This window comes from Streptomyces sp. NPDC111802 (assembly GCF_055634335.1).
The window spans coordinates 1-23,568 of sequence record NZ_JBVKCZ010000055.1; the positions used below are offsets into that span (position 1 = coordinate 1).

General features: G+C 71.1%; 21 protein-coding genes. 9 read left to right on the forward strand and 12 right to left on the reverse strand.

Translation table 11 applies throughout. From position 1 onward, the window contains the following. The coding region (locus ACZ7NC_RS38790) for a L,D-transpeptidase family protein (RefSeq protein ID WP_471495832.1) at positions 1–163 on the forward strand (163 nt) is incomplete at its 5' end. A 31-nt stretch (positions 164–194) separates the two neighbouring features. Here ACZ7NC_RS38790 and ACZ7NC_RS38795 read toward each other — a convergent pair. From ACZ7NC_RS38795 to ACZ7NC_RS38810, 4 genes are read right to left on the reverse strand one after another with little or no spacing between them, the layout of a single operon-like run. Further along, positions 195–1,397 carry a Gfo/Idh/MocA family protein gene (locus ACZ7NC_RS38795; RefSeq protein WP_471495834.1) on the reverse strand — a complete coding sequence of 401 codons (1,203 nt, stop codon included), beginning with the start codon at positions 1,395–1,397 and terminating at the stop codon, positions 195–197. Positions 1,398–1,411: 14 nt separating this feature from the next. Continuing rightward, positions 1,412–2,749 (reverse strand): ABC transporter substrate-binding protein, encoded by a 1,338-nt coding sequence (locus tag ACZ7NC_RS38800; RefSeq protein ID WP_471495751.1) that lies wholly within the window; start codon positions 2,747–2,749, stop codon positions 1,412–1,414. Positions 2,750–2,771: 22 nt separating this feature from the next. Next, a complete protein-coding gene (locus tag ACZ7NC_RS38805; RefSeq protein ID WP_471495754.1) occupies positions 2,772–3,689 on the reverse strand; it encodes a carbohydrate ABC transporter permease in 918 nt (305 codons plus the stop codon). Positions 3,690–3,707: 18 nt separating this feature from the next. After that, positions 3,708–4,673 carry a carbohydrate ABC transporter permease gene (locus ACZ7NC_RS38810; RefSeq protein WP_471495756.1) on the reverse strand — a complete coding sequence of 322 codons (966 nt, stop codon included), beginning with the start codon at positions 4,671–4,673 and terminating at the stop codon, positions 3,708–3,710. Between the two features lie 164 nt (positions 4,674–4,837). Between ACZ7NC_RS38810 and ACZ7NC_RS38815 the strand changes: the two genes are divergently transcribed. The 3 genes from ACZ7NC_RS38815 (at position 4,838) to ACZ7NC_RS38825 (ending at position 7,269) form a co-directional block, all read left to right on the forward strand. Further along, positions 4,838–5,998, forward strand: coding sequence for an ROK family protein (locus tag ACZ7NC_RS38815; RefSeq protein WP_471495758.1), 1,161 nt, complete (start codon positions 4,838–4,840; stop codon positions 5,996–5,998). Positions 5,999–6,098: 100 nt separating this feature from the next. Beyond that, positions 6,099–6,284, forward strand: coding sequence for a hypothetical protein (locus tag ACZ7NC_RS38820; RefSeq protein WP_471495761.1), 186 nt, complete (start codon positions 6,099–6,101; stop codon positions 6,282–6,284). A gap of 85 nt (positions 6,285–6,369) precedes the next feature. Further along, positions 6,370–7,269, forward strand: a complete 900-nt coding sequence (locus tag ACZ7NC_RS38825; protein ID WP_471495764.1) for an EamA family transporter — start codon at positions 6,370–6,372, stop codon at positions 7,267–7,269. A 9-nt stretch (positions 7,270–7,278) separates the two neighbouring features. On the opposite strand, the gene ACZ7NC_RS38830 is transcribed toward ACZ7NC_RS38825, so the two are convergent. Continuing rightward, positions 7,279–8,643: a S1 family peptidase gene (locus ACZ7NC_RS38830; protein WP_471495768.1), complete on the reverse strand. Its 1,365-nt coding sequence runs from the start codon at positions 8,641–8,643 to the stop codon at positions 7,279–7,281. 249 nt (positions 8,644–8,892) lie between these two features. On the opposite strand from ACZ7NC_RS38830, the gene ACZ7NC_RS38835 reads away from it, so the two are divergent. Continuing rightward, a complete protein-coding gene (locus ACZ7NC_RS38835) occupies positions 8,893–10,071 on the forward strand; it encodes a MalY/PatB family protein (RefSeq protein WP_471495770.1) in 1,179 nt (392 codons plus the stop codon). Positions 10,072–10,130: 59 nt separating this feature from the next. Further along, positions 10,131–10,517 (forward strand): PPOX class F420-dependent oxidoreductase, encoded by a 387-nt coding sequence (locus ACZ7NC_RS38840; RefSeq protein ID WP_471495773.1) that lies wholly within the window; start codon positions 10,131–10,133, stop codon positions 10,515–10,517. Between the two features lie 30 nt (positions 10,518–10,547). Here the strand turns inward: ACZ7NC_RS38840 and ACZ7NC_RS38845 are convergent, their stop codons facing one another. Next, a complete protein-coding gene (locus tag ACZ7NC_RS38845; RefSeq protein WP_471495777.1) occupies positions 10,548–13,319 on the reverse strand; it encodes an alpha/beta hydrolase in 2,772 nt (923 codons plus the stop codon). Positions 13,320–13,492: 173 nt separating this feature from the next. Between ACZ7NC_RS38845 and ACZ7NC_RS38850 the strand changes: the two genes are divergently transcribed. Next, positions 13,493–14,881, forward strand: a complete 1,389-nt coding sequence (locus tag ACZ7NC_RS38850; RefSeq protein WP_471495781.1) for a Gfo/Idh/MocA family protein — start codon at positions 13,493–13,495, stop codon at positions 14,879–14,881. Here the strand turns inward: ACZ7NC_RS38850 and ACZ7NC_RS38855 are convergent. Together ACZ7NC_RS38855 and ACZ7NC_RS38860 are read right to left on the reverse strand one after the other, a co-directional pair. Next, complete coding sequence (locus tag ACZ7NC_RS38855) at positions 14,863–15,276, reverse strand: Zn-ribbon domain-containing OB-fold protein (protein ID WP_471495836.1); 414 nt, start codon at positions 15,274–15,276, stop codon at positions 14,863–14,865. The two genes, ACZ7NC_RS38850 and ACZ7NC_RS38855, sit on opposite strands and share 19 nt — an antisense overlap. A 167-nt stretch (positions 15,277–15,443) precedes the next feature. Beyond that, positions 15,444–16,211, reverse strand: a complete 768-nt coding sequence (locus ACZ7NC_RS38860) for a TetR family transcriptional regulator (protein WP_471495784.1) — start codon at positions 16,209–16,211, stop codon at positions 15,444–15,446. Positions 16,212–16,362: 151 nt separating this feature from the next. Here ACZ7NC_RS38860 and ACZ7NC_RS38865 point away from each other — a divergent pair, with 151 nt between their 5' ends. Both ACZ7NC_RS38865 and ACZ7NC_RS38870 read left to right on the forward strand, forming a co-directional pair. Next, positions 16,363–17,196, forward strand: a complete 834-nt coding sequence (locus ACZ7NC_RS38865; RefSeq protein ID WP_471495787.1) for an ATP-grasp domain-containing protein — start codon at positions 16,363–16,365, stop codon at positions 17,194–17,196. Positions 17,197–17,305: 109 nt separating this feature from the next. Next, positions 17,306–18,082 (forward strand): cellulose binding domain-containing protein, encoded by a 777-nt coding sequence (locus ACZ7NC_RS38870; RefSeq protein ID WP_471495789.1) that lies wholly within the window; start codon positions 17,306–17,308, stop codon positions 18,080–18,082. A 28-nt stretch (positions 18,083–18,110) separates the two neighbouring features. On the opposite strand, the gene ACZ7NC_RS38875 is transcribed toward ACZ7NC_RS38870, so the two are convergent. From ACZ7NC_RS38875 to ACZ7NC_RS38890, 4 genes are all read right to left on the reverse strand, one after another. Continuing rightward, positions 18,111–18,485 carry a hypothetical protein gene (locus ACZ7NC_RS38875; protein ID WP_471495791.1) on the reverse strand — a complete coding sequence of 125 codons (375 nt, stop codon included), beginning with the start codon at positions 18,483–18,485 and terminating at the stop codon, positions 18,111–18,113. A 389-nt stretch (positions 18,486–18,874) separates the two neighbouring features. Beyond that, on the reverse strand, positions 18,875–19,798 hold the full coding sequence (locus tag ACZ7NC_RS38880) for a MurR/RpiR family transcriptional regulator (RefSeq protein WP_471495793.1): 924 nt from the start codon (positions 19,796–19,798) through the stop codon (positions 18,875–18,877). Between the two features lie 81 nt (positions 19,799–19,879). After that, positions 19,880–21,616 (reverse strand): ArnT family glycosyltransferase, encoded by a 1,737-nt coding sequence (locus tag ACZ7NC_RS38885; RefSeq protein ID WP_471495795.1) that lies wholly within the window; start codon positions 21,614–21,616, stop codon positions 19,880–19,882. Between the two features lie 36 nt (positions 21,617–21,652). After that, positions 21,653–23,554 carry a phosphatase PAP2 family protein gene (locus ACZ7NC_RS38890; RefSeq protein ID WP_471495797.1) on the reverse strand — a complete coding sequence of 634 codons (1,902 nt, stop codon included), beginning with the start codon at positions 23,552–23,554 and terminating at the stop codon, positions 21,653–21,655. Positions 23,555–23,568 lie beyond the last annotated feature (14 nt).

Below are 23,568 nucleotides of genomic sequence, written 5' to 3' on the forward strand. Positions count from 1 at the left end.
CTTCGACGGCGGCCAGGCCTTCCACTCGGTCGGCGTCAGCATGTGGAACCCGCCGGGCTCGCACGGCTGCGTCAACATGACGAAGACCGACGCGAAGAAGTACTGGTCGCTGCTGAAGAACGGCGACGACGTCTACGTGTACGGCCGCAAGCCGGGCACCTGACAGGCCCAGGCACCCGGCTCGCGAGGAAACGTCACGCCTCGGGTGCGTCCCCGAAGTCCGGGATCTCCAGCCTGACCCCGCCCTGCCGCGCGGACTGGTGCGCGACGATGCCCGGCAGGGTGTAGCGGGCCGCCACCCACGCGTTCACGGACGGCAGGCCGCGGCTGTTGACCGCGGTCACGAAGTCGTCGACCAGGAAGTGGTGGCTGCCCTCGTGGCCGTTGTGCAGGTTGTCGAACTCCCGGGGCAGCCGGGAGCGGTCGTGCACCGGCGCCGAACCCGAGGTGAACGCGGCCCGCAGCTCCGGCGCGATGTGCTGGAGCGACGGGTCGTCGGGGGACAGGGTGGGCTTGGGCTCCAGCAGCTCACTGATGTCCTTGACGCCCTTTTTGTCCTGCCACAGTGCCACGGTGGCGAGCTGCTCCATGCTCGCCTCGGTGCCGAAGAACCGGAATCGCGACTCCCGTATGTGGGACGGATATCCGACGCGCCGGAACTCGTTCGTACGGAACGACCCGCCGCCCGCGACCTCGAAGAGCGCGGTCGCGTTCGACACGTCGTTGTCGAACTGGCTGACACTCTTGTCGAAGACGCCGTCGCCCCGGTCGTCCAGGACCCCGATCGCCGACACGCTCACCGCGTGCGTCTGCCAGGCGCCCAGTACACCGCCCACCGCATGCGTCGGGTACAGCAGCGGGGGATAGGAGGCCGTCGCCTTCCAGTTCTCCCCGCCGCTGTACTGGTACGCCTCGTAGAACCCCAGATCCATGTCGTGGACGTAGTCGCCCTCGGCGTAGAAGAGCCGCCCGAAGGCGCCCTCGGCGATCTGGTTGCGGGCGTGCACCGTCGCCGGGTTGTACTGGCTGGTCTCGCCCATCATGTACGTCAGCCCGGTCGCCTTGACCGCGTCGATGATCGCCGCGATCTCCTCCGTGGTGATCGCCATGGGGACGGCGGAGTAGACGTGCTTGCCGGCGTTCAGGCCCTGGAGCACCAGCGGGCCGTGTGTCCACCGCTGGGTGAAGATGGCGACCGCGTCGACGGACTTCGACTCCAGCATGGCGTCGTACGACGGGAAGGTGCCGGCCAGTCCCTGTGCTTCGGCGAGCTGCTCGGCCCGCTCGGGCAGCAGATCGGTGACGTACACGTCGCTGACACCGGGGTGGGCCTGGAACAGCGTGGCGAACTGGCCGGAGAACTGGCCTGCGCCGACGATGCCGAGGGAGAACGTCATGGAGTGTATGCCTTTCACTGGCCGAGGATGAGGTTGATCTGGTCGTTGGTCCTGGTCAGGCCGCTCACCGGGGCGCCGCCCGCGTAGACGTCCTGCATGGCGGGGCGCATCAGGGAGTACACGTCCGCCGCGTAGTCGGTGATCGGGAAGGAGAAGGTGGTGGAGTCCTTCTTGTCGGTGACCGGTTCGGTGAACGCGGACACGTCGATGCCCTTCTTCTCGTACGCGGCCACCGCCGCCGCCGTGCCGTCCGGGGTCGCCGGGAAGACGATGCCGTAGCCGCCGACGGTCTTCTGGCACTCGTCGGAGGCCAGGTACCGCACCCACTTCTTCGCGCCCTCCTTGTTGCGGGCGTTCTTGGTGATGGAGTCGGCGAGGCCGTTCATCATGGTGGCCCGCTTTCCGGTCGGGCCGGTCGGCGTGGGTGCGGTGCCGACCTCGAGGCCCTTGGTGCCGTAGTAGGTGGAGATCATCCAGGCGCCGTCGAAGGAGGTGGCCGCCCTGCCCGAGGCGACCTGGGCGTTGGCCGGGTTGGCGCCGTCGGTGTAGTCGGTGAAGGGCGCGAGGTAGCCCTTCTTCGCCAGGCCGAAGTACCAGTCGACCACCGACTGGAAGGTCTCGCTGTCGTACTGGTACTTGGTGCCCCAGCGTGCCTTGTCCGTGTAGTGCCAGCCCGCGGAGGCGACGAACGGGCTCCAGGTGGTCTGCCCGTCGGCGTCGCCGGCGCCGCCCGTCGCCATCCCGTACACCTTCACGTTGTTCTTGTCGAAGCCCTCCTCGTCACCGCGCTTGCCGTTCTTGTCGACGGTCAGATGCGCGATGGCCTTCTCGAAGGTGCCGCCGTCCTTCGGGTTCCAGGAGAGGCTGTTGAGTTCCTCGGCGCCGATTCCGGCCTCCTTGACCAGCTTCCGGTTGTAGAAGAGGGCGACGGTGTCCCAGTCCTTGGGCGCGCCGTAGCGACGGCCGTCCTGGCCCGTCCAGTTGGCGCCGAGCCCCGCCTGGTAGGCGGAGTCGTCGATGCTCAGGTCGTCCAGCGGTTCCAGCACCTTCAGATCGGCGAACTGGCCGAACTTCTGGATGTGGTCGGTGAAGACATCAGGCTCGGTGCCCGCGATGAAGCTCGCGGTGAGCTTGGTCCAGTAGTCGGCCCAGCCCAACTGGGTGATCTTCACCTTCAGGCCCGGGTTCTGCTTCTCGAACCCCTTCGCACAGGCCTGGTACGCGGGCAGCTGGTTGGCGTCCCACAGCCAGTACGTCACCTTGTTCCCGCCCGACCCGGCCGCGCCGCCCTGTGCGCAGCCGGTGGCCAGGGACAGCGCCAGCGCCCCGCTCAGCGCCAGGATCTTATGCATACGAACTCGCATCCCTGTCCCCTTACTTGATCCCGGTGAAGCTGATGGAGCTGACGATGCGGCGCGCGAAGAACCCGAACAGCACGAGCATCGGGAGGGCGGCGATCAGGGTGGCCGCCATCAGGCCGGACCAGTCGTAGCCGGTCTGCGGGGTCTGGGCCCGGAAGATGGCCAGCGCCACGGTCAGCACGCGCGAACTGTCGCTGTACGACACCATCAGCGGCCAGAAGTAGTCGTTCCAGGCGGTGATGTACGTCAGCAGCCCCAGCGTCAGGATCGGCGTGGACGCCATCGGCAGCATCACCCGGAAGAAGATCCGTATCCTCCCCGCCCCGTCCAGCAGGGCGGCCTCCTCGACCTCCCGGGGCACGTTCATGAAGAACTGGCGCAGGAAGAACACCGCGAACGGCGTCATGAACATCGTCGGCAGCCCCACACCCAACAGGCTGTCCACCAGGCCGAGTTGCTTGATGAGTACGAAGTTGGGCAGCAGTGTGAAGATCGTCGGCACCATCAGACCGGCCAGGAACAGCCCGAACACCTGGTCCCGACCGCGCCACCGCAGCCTGGCGAAGGCGTACGCGGCCATGGCGGAGAAGAGGATCTGGCACACGGTGATCAGTGTCGAGACGATCACCGAATTGACCAGATAGCGCCAGAACCTGAGCCCGCCGCCCGAGCCGCCCTGGGCGATCGCCTCCTCGGCCGACTGCAGGCCCAGGGCCCGCTCGAAGCCTCCGGTCGTCGGATCGACGGGCAGTACGTCGCCGGGATGGGCGGCGAGCGCGGTGTTGGAGGACAGCGCGGTGCGCAGGATCCAGTAGAACGGCAGCAGCGTGATGAGCACGATGGCGGCCATCACCGCCCAGGCCACGACCCGCCCGAAGGAGGGCCCGCGCCGCACGCGCCGTACGGTCGTTGTGTCTGCCACGGCAGCCATGCCGGTGTCTCCCTTCCCTCAGCCGAGGTCGCTCTGGCCGGCCCGGGTGAGCCGGTACTGCAGGACGGTGATGGCGCTCAGCACGATCAGCAGGGCCACCGACATCGCCGAGGCGTACCCGAACTGGGAGCGGCCGAAGGCGGCGCCGTAGATGTAGTACTGCAGGACGTTCGTGGCGTTCGCCGGTCCGCCCGCGGTCGTCACCGCGACCGTGTCGAACACCTGGAACGAACCGATCACCGTCATGATCAGCACGACCGCCAGGACGGGCCTGAGCAGCGGCATCGTGATCCGCCAGAACATCCGCCACTCGCTCGCGCCGTCCACCTTCGCGGCCTCGTACATGTCGTCGGGGATCGCCATCAGACCCGCGAAAAGCAGCAGCGCGGTGTACCCGACGTGCCGCCACACATTGATCAGGGCGATCGTCGGGACGGCCCAGGTCTCGTCCGCGAGGAACGGGATCCGGTCGAGGCCGATCCCGGCGATGATCTCGTTGCCGATGCCGAGTTGGGTGTCCAGGATCCAGAGCCAGACGATGCCCGCGACGACGTTGGACATCAGATACGGCGTGAGCACGATCCCGCGCAGCACCGCCGACTGCGTCAGCCGCTGCAGCAGTACCGCGATGGCGAGCGCCGAGACCGTCTGGACCCCGATGTTGATGACCACGTACTCGACGGTGACCAGCAGCGAGTCCCAGAAGATCGGGTCGTGGACCATCCGCACGTAGTTGTCCAGGCCTACCCACTCCGCAGGCGTCAGCAGGTTGAAGCGGGTGAAGCTGAGGTAGATGCCCCGCAGCGTCGGCCAGAGCAGGAAGACGGCGAAGCCCAGCAGCGCCGGCGCGATGAACACCGCGGCGAGCCGTCCGTCCCCCTGGTTCTCGCGGGCCCTCGCCCGCCGTGCCCGCTGCTCGGTTCCTGCTCCCTCGGCGCCACCCAATGGGAGACGCGACGGAGGGCTGCTGGAGGCGATGGTCATCGGGAGACTCCCTCGTCTGCGGCTCATCCTCGGCCATTTACTTTTGTGGCGGAAGAATCCAGCCGTCAAGGGTCCTGCAATCACCTTCTTCAAGACGCACCGATCGTCATAGACTGGCCTTGTTGTTTTTGTAGAGGAAAAAATCATGTGGGAGCCTGACGACCATGACCGCAGTAGCCGCCAGTTGGCTTCCTCTCAGCCCCGGTGAACGCTCGGTGGCGATCGAGGTGCTCCTCGCCGGCCCCTTGTCCCGCACCGAAATCGCCCGGCGGCTGGACCTGTCCGCCGGCAGCCTCACCCGCCTGACCAAACCGCTGATCGAGTCGGGCCTGCTGATCGAGGTCCCTGAAGCGGGCGCTCCGGTCGAGGTGCGCCAGGGGCGCCCGTCCCAGCCGCTGGACGTCGTGGCCGAGTCACGGTCCTTCATCGGCTACAAGATCACCGAGGACATGGTCTACGGCGTGGTGACCACCCTCAGGAGCGAGATCGTGGCCCGCTACGACCGCCCCCTGGACACCCATGAACCGGCCGAAGTCGTGGACCTGCTGGGCGAGATGACCGACCGGCTCGCCGCGAGCCATCCGCGCCTCGCAGGTATCGGCATCGGTGTGGGCGGCCTCGTGGAGGACCGTGCCGTGGTGGGGGAGTCCCCGTTCCTGCAGTGGCGTGATGTGCCGCTCGCCGAGTTGGTCGAGGAGCGTACGGGGCTGCCGGTGGTCGTGGAGAACGACGTCGCCGCGCTCGTGGAGGCCGAGACCTGGTTCGGTGCCGGGCGCGGCCTCGACCGGTTCGTCGTCCTCACCATCGGCGCCGGCATCGGCTACGGGCTGGTCCTGGGCGGCAAGCGGGTGCCCTACGCCGAGGAGGACCGCGGCTTCGGCCGGCACTGGATCGTCGACCCCCATGGGCCGCTCACCCCCGACGGGGCCCGGGGCAGCGCCGTCTCCCTGCTGACCATTCCCAACATCCGCTACCAGGTGCGGGCCGCCACCGGCCGCGACCGGACGTACGAGGAGATCCTCGCGCTCGCCGCGGCGGGGGAGCCGATGCCCGCACGCGTCATCGAGGAGGCGGCCCGCGCGCTCGGCATCCTGGTCGCGCAGATCGCCAATTTCGTGCTGCCGCAGAAGATCCTTCTCGCCGGGGAGGGCGTGGGGCTGATGGACGTCGCCGGTGAGACTGTGGCGGATACCATGCGCGCTCACCGGCACCCGCTGGCCGCGCCGATCGACCTCGAGACGAAGGTGTCCGACTTTCACGACTGGGCACGTGGCGCCGCTGTTCTCGCCATCCAGGTGCTGGTGCTGGGGGCGGCGGACGTGTGAACTACGCGGCCCTGGCGGACAGATGGACGTGATCAGCGACACGGTCCGATATGTCCGCATTGCGTGTGCTTACTCACAGCGTCTTCACCTTCGGAACCGTATGCTTCACAGCATGTCCACCAGTGTTGAAATCGCCTCCGATCGATCGGCTGACGAGGTCAACGAGGAGATCCGGGCGCTGTGGCGCCGGTCGGGCGGGACACTGAGTGTCGAGCAGCGCGAGGAGTACCAGCGCCTCGTCCTGGAGTGGGCCGCAGCGGCCCCGCAGACGGTGAAGGCGGCCTGAGCGCTCGCCCAGGCCCAAGCCCGAGCATCATCCTCGACCGCCCTCGCCAGGCATCGGAACACCCTCCCAGGGCACCCCGGATCCGATGGGTGCCCTTCTCGCGCTGACCTCGGCCGTGTGCTACGGCATCGTCGACTTCGCCGGCGGGCTGCTGTCCCGCCGCGTCCACTTCGCCGCCGTCACCTTCCTCGGCCAGCTCGGCGGCCTGTTCCTCGCCACCGCGGCGGCAATCCTCGTCTCCGCCGATGCCGTACTCCTCACGGACCTGCTGTGGGGCGCGCTGTCCGGCGTGGGCAGCGGGGCGGCGATGCACTTCCTCAACCGGGGCCTGAGCCGAGGCGCGATGAGCACCGTCGTTCCGGTGAGCGCCGTCACCTCCGTCGCGCTGTCCGTGCTGTGCGGTGTGCTTCTGCTCGGCGACCGCCCCGGTGCCGTCGCCTGGACCGGCTTCGCGGTCACCGTGCCCGCGCTCTGGCTCGTCGCGGACGACCGGGGTGACCGGCGGTCCAGCGGCGGCGCCGGCGCGACGACCTGGCTCGGCCCGCCGGGCGCCCGGACCCCGGCCCGCACAGGAACCGCAGCCGGTGTGAGCGACGGACTGCTCGCCGGCGCCGGCGTCGCCGTGCAGTACCTCGCGCTCGGCCAGGCCGGTCCGTCCAGCGGGCTGTGGCCGGTCGCGACGGGCCGCGTCGCCGCCGTACTGGTGCTGCTGCCCGTCGCCGTCAGGTACGGCCCGGAGCTGCGGCTTCCGGCGCGGCGGTGTGCGCAGGCGTTGCTGATCGGAGCGGGAGCCGCGCTCGCACTCATCCTCTATCTGCTCGCCGCCCAGCAGCAGTTGCTTGCGGTCGCCGTGGTCCTCGCGTCCCTCTACCCGGCGCTGCCCGTCGTCCTGGGGTTCGCCCTCCTCCAGGAACCCCTCACCGGGCGACGGGCGATCGGGCTGGCCGCCGCGGCGGTGGCCACCGTACTGCTGACCCTCGGGTGACAGGACGGATCAGCCCCAGGTCGCCGAGTAGTACTGCCGGTACGCCTTGCGGTCCTGTTCCGCGCGGATGAACCGGGTGGCGACCAGGGCGACCATGCTGCCCGCGATGACCAGCAGACCGGGGCCCACGTTCTTCGGGTCGGCGAGCCGGGACAGCAGCGTCGCCGCGTCCTCGCCGGTCACCGGCGCCGAGGAGCCGGGCGAGGCGTCACCGGGCGCGATGGCGCTCTGCGTCGCCGACGGGGCCGGTGAGGCGCCCTGCCCGGCCCCCTTCTGCGCCGCCACCAGCAGCTTGACGTTCAGCGCGGCCATGGCCTTGGTCACCGGCTGGAAGAACGTCGTACCGCCCGAGGCGCAGTCGCCGCTGCCGCCCGACGTCACCCCCAGCGCGATTCCCTCGGAGAACATCGGGCCGCCGCTGTCCCCGGGTTCGGCGCACACGTTCGTCTCGATGAGCCCGGTGACCGTCCCCTCGGGGTAGTTGACCGTGGCGTTGAGCGCCGTCACCTCGCCGTCGCGCAGCCCGCTGGTGCTGCCGCTGCGGAACACCCGCTGCCCGACCGCAGGATCCGCCGCGCCCGTGATCCGCACGCCCTTGCCGTCGCCGATGGACACGACCTCGGCGCCGGCGCCCGCGTCCCCGCTCGCGTACTGCACCAGCGAGAAGTCACCGCCGGGGAAGTTCTGCTGGACGGTCTGGCCGATCTGCCGGGTGCCGCGGTTGTCGGCGAACCACACCGAACCGTCAGGACCGCAGTGCCCGGCCGTGAGAATGAAGTCGCGCTGCCCGTCGGTGACGTTGAAACCGGCGGAACAGCGCCCGGCCGTCGACAGCAGCGGCAGCGCGCCGTTGAGCCGGGTCGTGAACGTGCCCTCGGTGCGCTCCATGCGGACGAAGTCGCCCATGCCGTCCGCGAGCTGCGTCATCCGGGACCAGTCGGCGGACGAGACGGTGCTGTCGCCCTTCACGACCACCTCGTTGGACCGGTAGTCCATGACCCACGCCGTCCCCGCCACCCGGGGTGCCGAACGCAGCGTCGCCGTCGCCGACTTCAGTTCGTCCATGCTGCGGTCGACCATCTTCGCCGCGGCGCCCGCCTTGCGCACCTCGGCGGCGGCCGCCTCGTCGGTGACCGCGACGACCGGTTTCCCGTCGGCGCCGATCCAGCTGCCCGCCGTACGCGAGGTGCCCAGTCGCGCGACCAGATCGCTGCCGCTGCCGGCGGCCGAGGCGGAGTAGGTGCGCGGGACGGCGAAGGCGTCGCCGGGTTCGCTCGCCACGGCGCGTGTGACCATCGTTCCTCCGAGGAGGAGTCCGCCGACGGCCGCCAGCCGCGTCACCCGCCGGACGAGACGTCGTCGTGCGTGCCTCATGCATGGCTCCCGAACCAAGTACAGCGCGGCGTCAACGCCACGGGGCCCTCCCGGAGTTGAGCACCCTCACTCCATACGGAGCCCGGCCCGCCCGCGTTCACCGCACAGGTGATCCTTCTCGTGCCGCCACCGGGCGGCAGCCCGCCGGACGGCAGGTCACCGGCCATTTCGGGGAATCCGCCGCCCATCGCCGGTCACGCGGCGGCCGCGCTGTTCCCGGCCGCGCACGGCCCGCCTATCTTGTGGCCCATGACCAGGAGCCCGCACGAAACTTCCGGTGAACCCAACCCCCTGCGCGCCCTCACCCTGGACCGGCTGCGATGTCGTACGAGCATGAAGTGGCGCGCCTACCCCGACGACGTCCTGCCGCTGTGGGTGGCCGAGATGGACGTGCCCCTGGCCGAACCCGTGGTGCGCGCGGTCACCGAGGCCCTGGCGCTCGGCGACACCGGCTACCCGGCGGGCACCGGCTACGCCGAGGCGCTCGCCGGGTTCGCGGAGAAGCGGTGGGGCTGGGACGGACTGGCCGTGGAGCGGACGGCGATCGTGCCCGACGTGATGCTCGGCGTGGTCGAGATGCTCAAGCTGGTCACGGGCCCGGGCGATCCGGTCGTGGTGAACTCGCCCGTCTATCCGCCGTTCTACCAGTTCGTCGAGCACATGGACCGGCGGGTGATCGAGGCCCCGCTCGGCGCGGACCTGCGCATCGACTTCGACACGCTGGACGAGACCTTCCGGCGTGCGGTCGCGGGTGGCCGCCGGGCCGCGTTCCTGCTGTGCAGCCCCCACAACCCGACCGGGACCGTGCACACCGCCGACGAACTGGCCGCCGTGGCCGCCCTCGCCGACCGCCACGGCGTCCGTGTCGTCGTCGACGAGATCCACGCACCGCTCACCGCGGGCGGAGTCGAGTTCGTGCCGTATCTGAGCGTCCCCGGCGGCGCGAACGGACTGTCGCTGATGTCGGCGTCGAAGGCCTGGAACCTGGCCGGTCTCAAGGCCGCCCTGGCCGTCGCCGGGCCCGCGTCCGCCGCCGACCTGGCCCGGATGCCCGAGGAGGTCGGCCACGGGCCCAGCCACCTCGGCATCATCGCCCACAGCGCCGCCCTGCGCGACGGCACCGGCTGGCTCGACGCGCTGCTCGCCGGCCTCGACGACAACCGGCGGCTGCTCGCGGACCTCCTGGCCGAGCACCTCCCGGCGATCGGCTACCGCCCCGCGGAGGCCACCTACCTCGCCTGGCTCGACTGCCGTGCCCTCGGCCTCGGCGACGACCCGGCGGAGGTCTTCCTGCGGCGCGGCCGGGTCGCCCTCAACTCCGGGATCCCCTTCGGGACGGGAGGTGCCGGGCACATACGGCTGAACCTGGCGACGTCACCCGAGCTGATCGCCGAAGCCGTACGGCGGATGGCGGCCGCGCTCGACTGAGGACGGCCCGTGCCGGACCCGGAGTCCGCTGTCCCGCCCCGCCGCCTACACTTCCGGCCATGGACGACACGACGCCGGCCCGGCTCGGCGCGGGCAAGTACCTGCTCATCACCAGCTACCGCAAGAACGGCACCGGCGTCCCCACCCCGGTCTGGGTGGTCCGGGACGGGGACGCGCTGGGCGTGTGGACGGTCGCGGACTCCTGGAAGGTCAAGCGCATCCGGGCACGCGGCGATGTCCTGGTCGGCCCCTGCGACCTGCGCGGCAGGCCCACCGGCGAACAGGTCCCCGCGACCGCCGAGATCTGCGACGAGGCGACCAGCGCCCGCTACCGCCGGCTCATCGCCCGCAAGTACGGGATCACCGGCCGCCTCACGCTGCTCGGCAGCCGACTGCGCCGGGGTGTGAACGGCACAGTCGGCATCCGGATCACGCCGACGCCCTGACCGAGGCCATGGACGTCCGGCGCCGGGTCACTACGAGGCGTTCAGCACCGTGCCCGTCACGACCGGCGCCCCGGGCAGCGGCGCACCGGAGTCGTCGGCCGCCTGGAAGCGCACCGACTCGGACTGCTCCGCCACCTGGTCCTTCACCGTCGGGATCCGCAACTCCGCGGACGTCTTGCCCGCCTCGACGTTCACCCACAGGAAGAACCCGTCCAGCTTGGACAACGGCCGTTCCGGATCCGGGGAGGCGCCGGAACTCTCCTCCAGCCAGCGTGGGTCGACGTCCTTCGTCGACAGCTCCCGGCCGTCGGTGACCGGCAACAGGACGTACGACCCGCTGATCTCGGCGTCGGCGACGGCGGACAGGGACACCCGCCACTTCAGCGGCCGGCCCTCGGTCACCCGGTCGGCGACCGGCGTCACGGACATCGTCGGCATCGGGTCGTCGTTCTCGACCGTCACCCCGCCCAGGTGGGCGCCGACCACGGCGGTGCGGACCGCCTTCACGAACACATCGTGCCCCGTGTCGTAGCCGTAGCGGGTATTGCCCTCGACCTTCACCGGTACGTCGATGGTCTGCGCGCCCGGCCGGACGGTCACCAGCCGGTCCGTGACCTTGCCCGTCACCGGGTCGGAGACGAACAGCCGTACCTGCCCGTCGCCCTGGCCGGAGACCCGGACCGGCACCTGGTAGGTCCGTACGCCCGAGTCGCCCTCCTTGACCTTCAGCCGGCCGATGTCGACCCGGGGCAGCTGGGCCTCACGCACCTGGGGCGTGCCCGGCCGCCAGGCCCAGGCGTCCATCAGCCAGGACCGCCCGGACCGCGTGCGGGGCGTCAGCTCCAGCGACTTGATGTGCTTCAGATCGAGCGCGGCCGCGTCATCGGCACCGATCGGCACGCGCACCTCGCGTGCCCAGTACGAAGAGGTCCGGTCCGACCCGGGCAGCCCGTCGACCTTGACGCGGCCGAGGGTCCGGTGTCGGCCGGCGGTGTCGGTGACGGAGACGTCCAGCTGCGTCCCGGTGGTGTTCGGCGGCACGATGACCCGCAGTGCCAGCGCCTTGGAGCCGGCGAGGGGCAGTGGCCGCTCGGGGCTGACGCGTGCGGCGGTCCCGGCAGCGGACCAGCGCAGCGCGACCGCGCGGCGGCCCGGCTCACGGTCGGTCTCCCACTGCGCGAAGTGCGGTGAGCCGCCTGCCGTCGGCGAGGAGAGGCAGGCCTTGGCCGTGGAGGGATCCACCGCCGAGCACAGCTTGGCACCGCTCACGGTGACCTTGCCGTCCGGCAGGAATCCGGCGCCGCGTCGCGCCCCCACCGCGTGGGTGAGGACGTGCGCGGGATCGGCCGAGGGGGCGCGCCGGCCCGAGCCGTCGAGCAGCGGACGCACCCGGTCGTCCCCCGCGACGAACAGCCGTGCCGCCGCCGCGATGTAGGTGGCGCCGGCCTTGTGCTGCTGGTCGGCGGTGAGCCGGGTCCTGGTGCCGGGGGAGCAGACCGGGTCGCGCTCCTCCTCGTCGGTCCAGAAGTCGTCGTCGGCGGGCGCCACGGCCTGGCCCGGCGTCCATTCGCTGTTGAAGAAGTTGTGGTTGGCCCCCACCACGTACACGGCGCTGTGCAGCGCGGCGCCGCTGCTGACCCGGCGGGTGCCGTCGACGTACACCTCGCCCTGGAGGTCGGAGACATCGCCGTCACAGCCCGGCAGGATCGTCATCGACGGCACGTCCGGGACCGGGTTCTGGCCGAAGATCGTCGGGCCGATGAGCACGGTGCCGCGAATGTGCCAGCGCACCGGGCCGCCATAGCCGTCCTGGTCGGCGGGCGCCGGGTAAAGGCTGTCCATCGCCGCCCGGTTGACGCCCTCGCCGCCGCGCGAGTGTCCCACCAGCAGCACCCGGGACAGATCGGCCCGGGGGCCCTGCCGTACGGCGGCCGGGGCCGTGTCCGGGTGGGCGGACCAGTCGGCCCAGCGCGCGAGATGCTGCCGTACCAGCGAGGAACGGGCCTGTGCGCCGCCGTCGTCGGCCTGCCAGTCCTGGCCGTTGATGCCGTTGGCGGAGATCGACACCGTCACATAGCCCTGGGAGGCAAGGAGGCGCTGATCGCGCAGATAGCCCCGGTGGCTCGGCACCGGCTTGCTGCCCGCGGCGCAGGGCCAGTCGCCGGTGATGTCGCCCTGCGGGGTGTAGCAGGTGAAGTGGCGTCCGTGCAGGAACAGGGCGAGCGGACGGCGGCCCTCGGCACCCTTGGGCGCCACCACCACGGCCCGCATCTCGACCGGCTCGGCGAATCCGGGCAGCCGTACCGGGGTGAGGTCGTACTCGCCCGTGACGGTCCGGTACGCGCCGGGCTTGCCCGGGTCGACCGGGTTCGCCGGGAGCCGCTGCGGAACGGTCACCCCCGAGCGTGCGCCGGAGGAAGAGCCGGAACCGGCGTCGGGTGCGTCCAACCGGCGCCCCGCAGCGCGCACTTGAAGATCTTCTACGGAGTCCAGCCGGACACCGTCGAGGCCCAGCCGGAACGTCCGCCCGTCCTCGGCCTGTGCCGGATGGCCCAGCAGCCGGTCCCCGGCGTAGAACTCGACCCGGGCGTCCCCCATGGGCACTCGTTCGTCGGACCGCCACACCAGCTTGCGTGCCGATCCCTCGCCGGTGACGCTCCAGTCCGGCGGCAGCCCCTCACTGTCGGCCGATTTCACTAACGGCCTTGTCTCGGACGCCGGTTGGGCCTGGGCCCACCCTGGCGACGCCCCCACGATCGCGAGCACCGCCAGGGCGGTGACGCCTATTCGCCGGGCACGCATCACGTGCCCCTCCTTCCGTTCGCCCCGGGACGGACGGCCCCGGGCCCTCACCCCGGGAGGACGGAAGCGTTGAGTTGTGCGTTGCCTGTGAAGGGAGGGAAAAGCGATCAGGATGGTGCCAACCGGCGATGCGGGCAGGAATGGCCGGCCGACACCCGGGAAAGGCCACCGCAATGAGCCGAACTCCCCAACGCCGAGCCGCCGTTGTCGGCACCGGCCACCGCGCCCAGACCTTCACCCGCGCCCTCGCCGAACGCCCCGGCCACCTGGTCGCCGCCCTCTGTGACCCCAACCCGACCCGTATGACCTTCCACAACCGGCTGCTGGCCGAGGCCGGCGAACCCACAGCCACCCAGTGGGAACCGGACCGTTTCGCCGACCTGCTCGCCAAGGAGGACATCGACGAGGTCGTCGTCACCACCGTCGACGCCGAGCACGACCGCTATATCGTCCCCGCGCTCAAGGCGGGCTGCCGCGTGGTCACCGAGAAGCCGATGACCGTCGACGCGGACCGCTGTGCCCGCATCCTCGACACGGTCCGCGAAACCGGCAACTCCCTCACCGTCGCCTTCAACTACCGCTTCAACCCCGTCCACGAGAAGGTCCGCGCACTCCTCGCCGACGGCGCGATCGGCGAGATCCTCTCCGTCCACTTCGAGTGGCTGCTCGACGTACGCCACGGCGCCGACTACTTCCGCCGCTGGCACCGGGAGAAGGACCGCAGCGGCGGTCTGATGGTGCACAAGGCGAGCCACCACTTCGACCTGGTCAACTGGTGGCTCGGGGACGAGCCGCGGGATGTCTTCGGCTACGGGCGGCTCGCCTTCTACGGCCCTGAGGCGGGCGAACGCCACGGACTGCGCCGGGACTACGACCGCGCCCACGGCGCCGACCGGGCCGCCGACGACCCCTTCGCCCTGGACCTGGCGGCCAACGACACCCTGCGCGCCCTCTACCTCGACGCCGAGCGGGACGACGGGTACGTCCGCGACCGCAATGTCTTCGGCGGGCCCGTCACCATCGAGGACGACATGGCCGTGCTGGTGCGACACGCCAAGGGCGCGACGATGACGTACCACCTCACGGCGTACTCCCCGTGGGAGGGCTACCGGGTCATGTTCAACGGCAGCGCCGGGCGGCTGGAACTCGAGGTCGAGGAGAGCCGCTGGCAGCCGCCGACGACCAGGATCGGCTCCGCCCGCGGCGCGCTGCACGGGGACACGGCCGCCGAGCACCCGGGCGGGGCACGGCTGACGCTGCGACCGCTGTGGCGGCCTCCGGTGGACGTCCCCCTCGTGACCGCCCACGAGGCGCACGGCGGGGGAGACCCGCGGATGCTCGACGCCCTGTTCGGCCCGGTCGATCCGGAGCGGCCGGCCGACCCGGCGGCGGGTGCGGTGGCGCACCCCACGGCCACGGAACGTGACGGCGCGCTGGCCCTGGCCGTAGGGCTTGCCGCCAACCGGTGCTTCGAGACGGGACGGCCCGTCGCCGTACGGGAGTTGGTGCCCGGGCTGTGGGAGGGCTCAGGCGGGCAGGGGGATCAGGTCCAGGCCCGGTAGGGCTCGTCGACCAGCTGGAACACCGGCTCGCCCCGGACCGGGTCCTGCGCCGTGGACAGCCGGACCCGGTCCCCGCTGTGAATACCGATGGGCGGGCCCATCACACGGCCCCGGACCACGAACCCCTCGGCCATCTCCACGAGCGACACATTGCGCGCGGCGGGGGTGTTGCGATGGACCACCGTGGAGTGGCGGACGGTTCCCACGCCCTCGCTGCGCTCGGTGCGCAGTTCGCTGCCCTGGCAGACCGGGCACAGCAGCCGGTGGTACATGGCGGTGCCGCACCAGGTGCAGCGCTGGAAGACGATGGCCTCCGTTTCGGGGGCCGTGCGGTCGAGTACGCCTGCCGCGAAGCCGGCGGTCTGACGAGCGACGTTTCCTGAGTGGTGGTACACGCTGGTCAACTCCCTGCGCCAGTCCGGAATCCCACGTGCGCGGGTCTCCCGTGCACGCCAGTGCGCGGTTCGCCGTGCCACCGTGCACACGGTCAGAGTATGGCACTCAGTGCCACACGTAAAGGCACTCCGTACCCTGAATCTGGAAGCGATCTCGCCGCGTCCGATCAGTCAGGTCGAAGCGTGGCCTCGATCTCCTGGACCACCCGCCACAGCGGGGCGCCGCGCCGGGACACGACGACCACCACGTCGTCGGGCTGCTCGTCGTGGGCGGGGCCAGGGGGAGGGGTGGTGCCGAAGGCGGACTGCACATAGCCGAGGGCGTGATCAACGGCGGCGCTCGCATCGTCCTGTCCGTCCGAACGCAGCCAGGAGCGCAGCGCGTTGTTGTGCGCCGCGACCACCGCGGCGGCGATCACATCGGCCTGCAGGGTCCCGTCCCGCCGCCCGGCGAAGCGCTCGCGCAGATACTGGGCCAGAGCCCGCTCGTACCGCCAGACGACCGACAGCTCGTACGCGCGCAGCCCGGGCACGCTCTTGGTGAGCCGGTAGCGCTGCACCGAGAAGGTCGGGTTCTCGGCATACATGCGCAGCACCAGCCGGGCCGCGTCGCACACCCGCCGTACGGGCTCGTGCGCGTCGTCGCTCGCGGCGAGGAAGGCCGTCATGTCGGCCAGGCAGCGCTCGTGGTCCGGGAAGACCACGTCCTCCTTGGACGGGAAGTAGCGGAAGAACGACCGCCGCCCGACGCCGGCCAGCGCCACGATGTCGTCGACGGTCGTCTGCTCGTAGCCCCGCTCCAGAAAGAGCTGGAAGGCCGCCGCGACCAGGGCGTCCCGCATCGGGGGTTTGGTGACTGCGGTGTCCGCGGTATCGGCACGGTCCGGCTTCTCGGGCCGCCGGCCACGGCCGGACGCCGCGCTGCTGGAGCTCATGGACGGAACGTAGCACCCAGAGACGCACCAATGGCACTCAGTGCAATGCCGGGAGGGAACTGAGTGCTCCACCTCCCGGCCGATCCGACGTTTGTCCGGCGTGCGCGGGTCTGTCTACGATCGTCTGCCGCCCCAGCCGAGGAGCCACCGCATGCCACCCGCCCGACCGCGCATCCTGTACGTCACCGACCTGGCCTACCCGGCGCGCGGGCGCCGCTACTGCGACGAGGACATCTTCCTCACCTCCCGGCTGCGCGACGCGTTCGACCTCGCCCTGTGCCACCCCCGCGACGCGGCCGCGCTCATGGACGCCTTCGACGCGGTCGTCGTCCGCAACAGCGGTCCGGTCCTGACGTACCAGGACGCGTACGACGACTTCCGCCGACGCGCGGTCGCCGCCGGGACCCGCGTGTACAACCCGCTGTCCGGCAAGGCGGACATGGCCGGCAAGCAGTATCTGCTCGACCTGACCGCCGCCGGATATCCCGTCATCCCCACCGTGGACCGCGCGGGGGACCTGGACCGACTGCCCGAGACCGACCGCTATGTCGTCAAGCCCAGGCTGGGCGCCGACTCCATGGGGTTGCGGATCGTGCCGGCCGAGGACCTGCGCGCGTCGATCGACGGGGACGTCCTCGTCCAGCCGTGCGTCGACTTCGCCTACGAGGTGTCTTTCTACTTCGTCGACCACGACTTCCAGTACGCCCTGTACGCGCCGCACACCGACCGGCGCTGGCAGCTGGAGCCGTACGAACCCACCGAGCAGGACGTGGAGTTCGCCCGGCGCTTCATCGAGTGGAACGGCCTGGATCACGGCATCCAGCGGGTGGACGCCTGCCGCGCCCCCGGAGGTGAGCTCCTGCTGGTCGAGCTGGAGGACCTCAACCCCTATCTGTCGTTGGACGCGCTGGACGAGGCGGGGCGGGACGCCTTCGTCACCGCGCTGAGGGCGTCCCTGCACGGTTTCCTCGCCGCGCACGCCTGACCACGTCCGCACGCTCGCCCCGGATCGCTGAACCGGCGGGACGCCAACCCCGTATCACTCCTCGGGGATTGGCGATGCCCCGTACGGACGGGGACGGAAGGAGAGCGGCGTGCCCACACGGCCCGACCCCGAGGAGCCGGACGAAGGCCCGGTCCTGGAACCGATCCGAGTCCTGCGCCCACGCCGCACCGACGCCCTCGCGGAGCTGTTCAGGGAGTGGGAGGAGGAAAAGGGCGGCTACGAGACCGTGGCCGTGCCCGGGTCCCTGCCCGGCAACGAGGACGCGACCCAGGAACTTCCGGCCGTCGCCGAGGAGACGAGAATCGCACCGCGCGGCGGCGCACACCTCGGTTCGGAGGCCTCCGGCCCCGGGTTCCGCCGCACCGCCGTCGCGGTCGCCGTGACCGCGGCGGCCGTCGTCGGCTTCGGCGGCGCTCTCCTGCTGTCCGGCGGTGACGACGACACGGCGGCCCGGGATCCGGCTCCGTCCGCGACCGCCACCGCATCGGCCGAGCCCACCCCGGATGCGCCCGCCGGACCCGGCGAGGGCGAGGCCGGTGACCCCGACTGCACCGCGTCCTTCAGGACCGTCAACAGCTGGCAGGGCGGCTTCCAGGGCGAGGTGACGGTGACCAACGCGCCCGCGTCCTCGGCCTCCGGCTGGACCGCGACGGTCGTACCGCCCGCCGGCGCCCGCCTGACCCAGGTCTGGGACGGCACCCTCGCCACGACCCAGGACGGCAGGGCGACCGTCTCCAACGCGTCGTGGAACGGCACCCTGGCGCCCGGCGCGAGCGTCACCTTCGGCTTCCTCGCCGCCACTTCCGACAAGATCGGACAACCCTCGGCGACGGTCACCTGTGCGGCGACGGCCGACGCTTCCTGACGCGGGGGCCGCAGGTGCGGGCGACGGCTCAGCGTCCGCGGTCCACCAGCGCCTGGGACACCGCGCGCACACTGCGGGCGATGTGCTGAAGCTGCATGACCTCCGCCGCGTACATCTTGATGGTGTGCTCGATGACCGACTCGGGCATGCCGAGCGCGGGCAGGTCGGCCCGTGCGGTCTGCAACGCGGTGCGCGCGACCCGGATCTCGTTCTGGACCTGGATCTGCGCATGCCGGGCGAGCAGCACGGGGTGGCGGATCAGCGCCGGGTAGCTGGCGTAGCGGGATGGCACCAGCTCGCGCAGCCACTTGGCGGCGGAGCGTTCCCAGTCGTAGGAACCGGGGGACTTGACCTGGCACGGCCAGTCGGGGCTGATGCGCGTGGTCGTCAGGGGCATGGTCATCGCTTCCGGGTGTGCGGCGTCGTCTGGGGTGTCCGACGGCGTCGGGGCGGCCCCGGTCTAGGGGATGACCGGGGCCGCCGCCACGGGCGCTCGCGCAGGCGATGCCCGACCGAACAGCCCGAGCGCCGACGCGGGTAGGAGACGGCGGCCACGGCTGCTCGCAGTGGAGCCCGGAAAGGCAGACGGCGGTCGCACGACGGATGGGGTGACGTGCGCATGAACGGACCGGCTGCTTTCGGCGGGCGGATGGTGCGTGTGAAGTATTTATATATGCCGTCTGGTTTGCAAGACGTATGAAAACATTCATGCGTGATTTGAGGTGAATGATGCCCCTGTGCTCCGGTTTCGCCGAAGTGCGGAGGTGTTGCCCGTGAGGGCGTCCGACGCGATCAGTCCCGGAGGAAGAACTGGTGCTCGTCGGAGATGTGCTCGTAGTCCTCCAGCCGCGCCTGCGTCCGCTCCGGGTCCGCGTCGGTCATGGCCTGGAGCAGCGCGGAGGCCATCACGCCGGGCGCCGCGTAGGAATCGAAGACCAGCCGCGATCCGGTACCCGTCGAGAAGACGACGTCGGCCGTGTCGGCCACCGGTCCGAGCGCCAGGTCGGTGACCAGGGCGACCCGCAGCCCGGCGCGGCGTGCCACCCGCACCGCGGTGAGCGTCTCCTGCGCGTGCCGGGGCATGGAGAACGCCAGCACCCACGTCCCGCCGGCCTCCCGCGACTGGAGCAGCGCGTCGTAGGCGACACTGCCGCCCCGGGTCACCAGTCGGACGTCGGGGTGGATACGGCGAGCGGCGTAGGCGAAGTACTCGGCGAGGGACGCGGAGATGCGCAGCCCGAGGATGGTCAGCGGAGTCGACTGCGACAGCTTGCGGCCGATGTCGATGACCTGGTCGGGGTCGGCGAAGTCGCGCCGCAGGTTCTCCAGGTTCTCGATCTCGGCGTCCACGGCGGCCTGAAGCTCGTTGGCGCCGTTCTCCTCGGCCGCCGCCGGACCCCCGGCGAGGGCCCCGAGGGCGATCGCCTGGAGCTTCTCCCGTAGCGCGGGGTAACCGCTGAAGCCGACCGCCCCGGCGAAACGGGTCACGGAGGGCTGGCTGACACCGACCCGCTCGGCGAGATCGGTGATCGAGAGGAAAGCCGCCTCGGTGATGTGCTCGATCAGATACTGGGCGATGCGCCGCTGCCCGGGGGAGAGCCGGGGCTGGTCGAAGAGCGTCCTGAGCTGGGAAGTCGGTGATGCCTCGGTCTCCGGGACCGATTTTCCCGAGGTGATGGCGGATGCCTGAGCGCGTGCCTGCTGAGGCGATGGCACCGGTGCGCCTCTTTTGTCTCCCACAGTGCCTCAACATAGCTCACACACCGTGGCGACCTGGGCCGCTCCGTGGCCCCGCACTCATCGCCGGTAGATCGTGATCGAATGACCGACCGTGTCGATCGGCCGACTGCTGTCGATCAGTTCGGCCAGCCGTCCGGTCGCCTTGGCCACCGAGGAGTCCGACACGACCAGCAGCCCGCGCACCTCACGGGCGGGCACCTTGCGCGGATCGGCGGCGCGGATGCCGTAGTACGACGGCACTCCGCTGCCCTTGTACACGAGCCAGATCCGCTCGCCCCGGTACCGCTCGCGCAGCCGGTCGGCCAGTCTCCCCAGATCCTGGCCCCAGTCCACGTTCGAGTCGTGCAGCCGCAGATGTGTCCTCGCCGGACCGCCGAACGCCTCGTTGGAGTACGGCAGATAGTAGGGGAAGGTCCGCAGCGAACTGACCGCGACGAACAGCACCAGCGCCCCGGCCGTGACCGGCGCCCACCGCCATCGCACCGCGAGCACACAACCGGCCGCCACCGCCAGGAACATGGGCACGAAGACGGCGTACCGGGTGCCGAAGTCCCGCGACCCGAGCATGGCCGCGCCGAGCAGCACGGCGGTGGGGACCAGCAGATACGGCGCCGCCGGCCGCAGCCGCGGTACCGCCACCAGGGTGACGGCGCCCGCCGCCCACAGGGCGAGCATGCCGAGCGGCGCCTTCACCAGCAGCGCGGCCGGCAGGTAGTACCAGAGCGAGCCCGTGTAGAGCCGGCCGAACAGGAAGCCCTCCCACGGATACTCCTCGAAGTCGAACTGGACCCGCATCCCGTCCCGGTACGCCTCCGGGAACGGCAGCAGGTCCACGGCGAGCCCCCGCAACCCGTGCACCACGGGAACGGGTTGCTCCGGCGCCCACCGCAACCGCGGATCGACCACCAGATACGACGCCCATACGACGGCGACGGCGGCCACCGCCACGACAGCCGCGCCCGCGGCCGCCCGCCCGAGTGCCCGTCGTCGGGACTCCGAGGGTTCTGTCGCACACCACACCGACACCCCGGCGAGCGCCACGAGCACCGGAACCGCGGCCAGCATGCTCATCTTCGTCGCCAGCGCCGCACCCAGCGCCAGCCCGGCCGGCGGGACATGGCGGCGGGGCCCGCGCCGGGCCCGCCACAGCAGCCAGACCGACGTCAGCACGAAGCCGGCCGCCGGAACGTCCAGCGTCGCGAGCGAGCCGTGCGCGATGACGTCGGGGGAGAAGGCGTACAGCCCGAGCGCCGCCAAACCCCCGGCCGGACCGGCGAGTTCACGGGCGAAGGCGAACACCACCAGCCCGAACGCCAGCGTCAGAGCGATCACCGGGAGCCGGGCGAACAGCATCAGGCGCCACGGGTCGTTCCCCGACCCGTACAGCAGATGCCGTCCCAACCGGCCCTGATCCCCGGTGAAGGCGGAATCGACGTGCGGATCGGCGAGCGCCACCCCGACCGCGACGACCAGCTTTCCCAGCGGCGGATGCTCGGGGTTGTGGACCACCCGGTGCTCATGGAGGTACTCGGCCGCCGTGCCCACGTACACGGGCTCGTCGATCGTCGGGGTCTGCTGGACGGCGGCCGTCACCATCGCGACGGCCATCTGGCCCAGCAGGACCACCACGAGGAGCGGCACGAGCCACCGCCGGACGGACGGCCGCGAGGGCCGCGCGCCCGGCGGGTGGGAGAGTGTCTCCGGGGCCGGGGCAGCGTGCTGTTCGAGCGCCATCATCCGCTCCGCGGCGCCCTCGGCCCCACGGTGGCGGAAGTTGATCCAGAGCCGGCCCATGGGCCTACTGTGCATCAGCTTCCGCCGGGGACCGCGTCACCGCCTCAGGAGTCGTACCGACAGACCTTCCGTCGTGTAGACGGGTACGGCCCGCAGCGTGTCCGAGTTCAGCTCCACCCGGTCGAACCGGCCGCGCAGCCGCCGTGCCTCGATGACGTCAACCGTGGTCCCCGCGACCGGCGGGCACTCGGCGTCCAGGCGCAGCGACAGCACGCTGCCCCGCCCCAGCACGACCCGGCCGGACACCTCCAGCGCCGGACCGTGGTCCTTGCGCAGCGCCAGCTCCAGCCGAGCGTCGCCCTCCTGGACGTACGAACCGCGCACCCGCAGCACCTTGTCGGCGCGGAGCGTGCCGCCCACCACCCGCACATCGCCCTGGCCGAGGGCGTTGGCGGACGCCGCGACCAGCACGCCGCCCTCGACGGCCGTGCCGCCGTGGTACCGGTTGTGCCCCGTCAGGGTGAGCGTGCCGGTGCCGCGCTTGGTCAGGCCGCCCTCGCCACGGATGTCGTTGCGCCAGCTGTCCGCCGCGCCGAAGCCGCCGGCCGCCGCGTCGAGCGTGACCGTCACGTCCGAGTCGAAGGCGCCGTAACCGTCCGCCGCCGTGAACAGGTCGAGCCGGCCCCACTGCTCGAAGCCGTCCAGCAGGACGTACCCGCCGGGCAGCGCCGTCGTGCGCAGCACCTCGCGGCGCTGGGCCGCGGTCAGATACGGCTGGCGCGTCTCCAGCAGCACCTCGGCGCCCTTCGGCACGGTCAGCGGCACATCGCGGCCGTGCCGGGTCAGGACGTAGGTCAGCTTGGGCCGCACCGTATGGGCGTTGGCGTTCCGGTCGGCGTACGGGTCCTGGTCGGTACCGGCAGAGTGGGCGTAGGCGTACAGCGTGTCGGCGGTGGTGCCGGTGCGCTGCTCGAAGTACGCCAGGGCCTGGGCGCGGGCGGCCGCCTTGAGTTCGGCGTTGGCCGGGTCGACGAGGGCGGCGGCGGCCAGGGCCGTGGCCATGACTCGGCCACCGAGGACGTCGACCGTGGAGTGCATGCCGGCCACGATGCGGGTGTGGCTGAGCTCGAAGGCCCGGGTCACCAGCTCCTGGAAGCGCTCGGGTACGGCGTAGGCGTACGCCAGCGCCGCCAGGTGCAGGGCGTTGGTGTGCCCGCTGGGGAAGCCGCCGTCCTCGGCCGCCGTCTCACCGCGCTGACGCAGCAGTTGCGGGGCGACGACCACGTCGGACTCGTAGACGGGGAAGCCGAACGCGTCCTTCCGCCCGGTGTCGACGACCTCGCTGTCCTCGTTCATCCGCCACGGACGCGGGTACTGGAAGGCGAACTTGGCCGGGTTGCCGGAGGCGAAGGGACCGCGCACGGTGTCGACCAGTTTGGCCACCTTGCCCAGTTCCGAGTCGTACGACCCCGCGCCGATCGCTGATCCGGCCGGCGCGTCGGCCGGCAGGGCGTCGCTGATCTTCCCGGCGGGGGTGCCGTCGGGCGCGCTGGTGATCGATGTGACCGCCCTGGCGCCCGACTTGTACAGGTCGGCCAGCGGACCGAGCCCGGCGATCACCGAGTAGCTCTGGTGCTGACGGTCGATGATGAACGATTCCTTCGCCTGCGCGTCCGTGCGCGCGGCGGTGATCCGGGCGCAGTAACGCATGTTGGCGCGCAGCACCTCGGGCATCAGCGGCATGCCGGTGTTCCAGGCGCCACCGGTCTTCCACACCTGCGCGAAACCGCCCAGGATCCGGACCACCGCGTTGGTCTCGGGCGTCAGGTTCGTGGCGACGTTGGTCTTGTAGTCGTCGACGAACGCGGCTGCGTTCGTGGCGGCCTTGGCGTCGACGGCGGGGACGGCCAGCAGGGCCACCCCGCCTCCGACGGAGGCCGCCAGAAAGCGCCTTCTGTTCATGGACGGGATGGCGTGGCCCCCGGCGGGTGACGGCATGCGTGCCTCTCTCG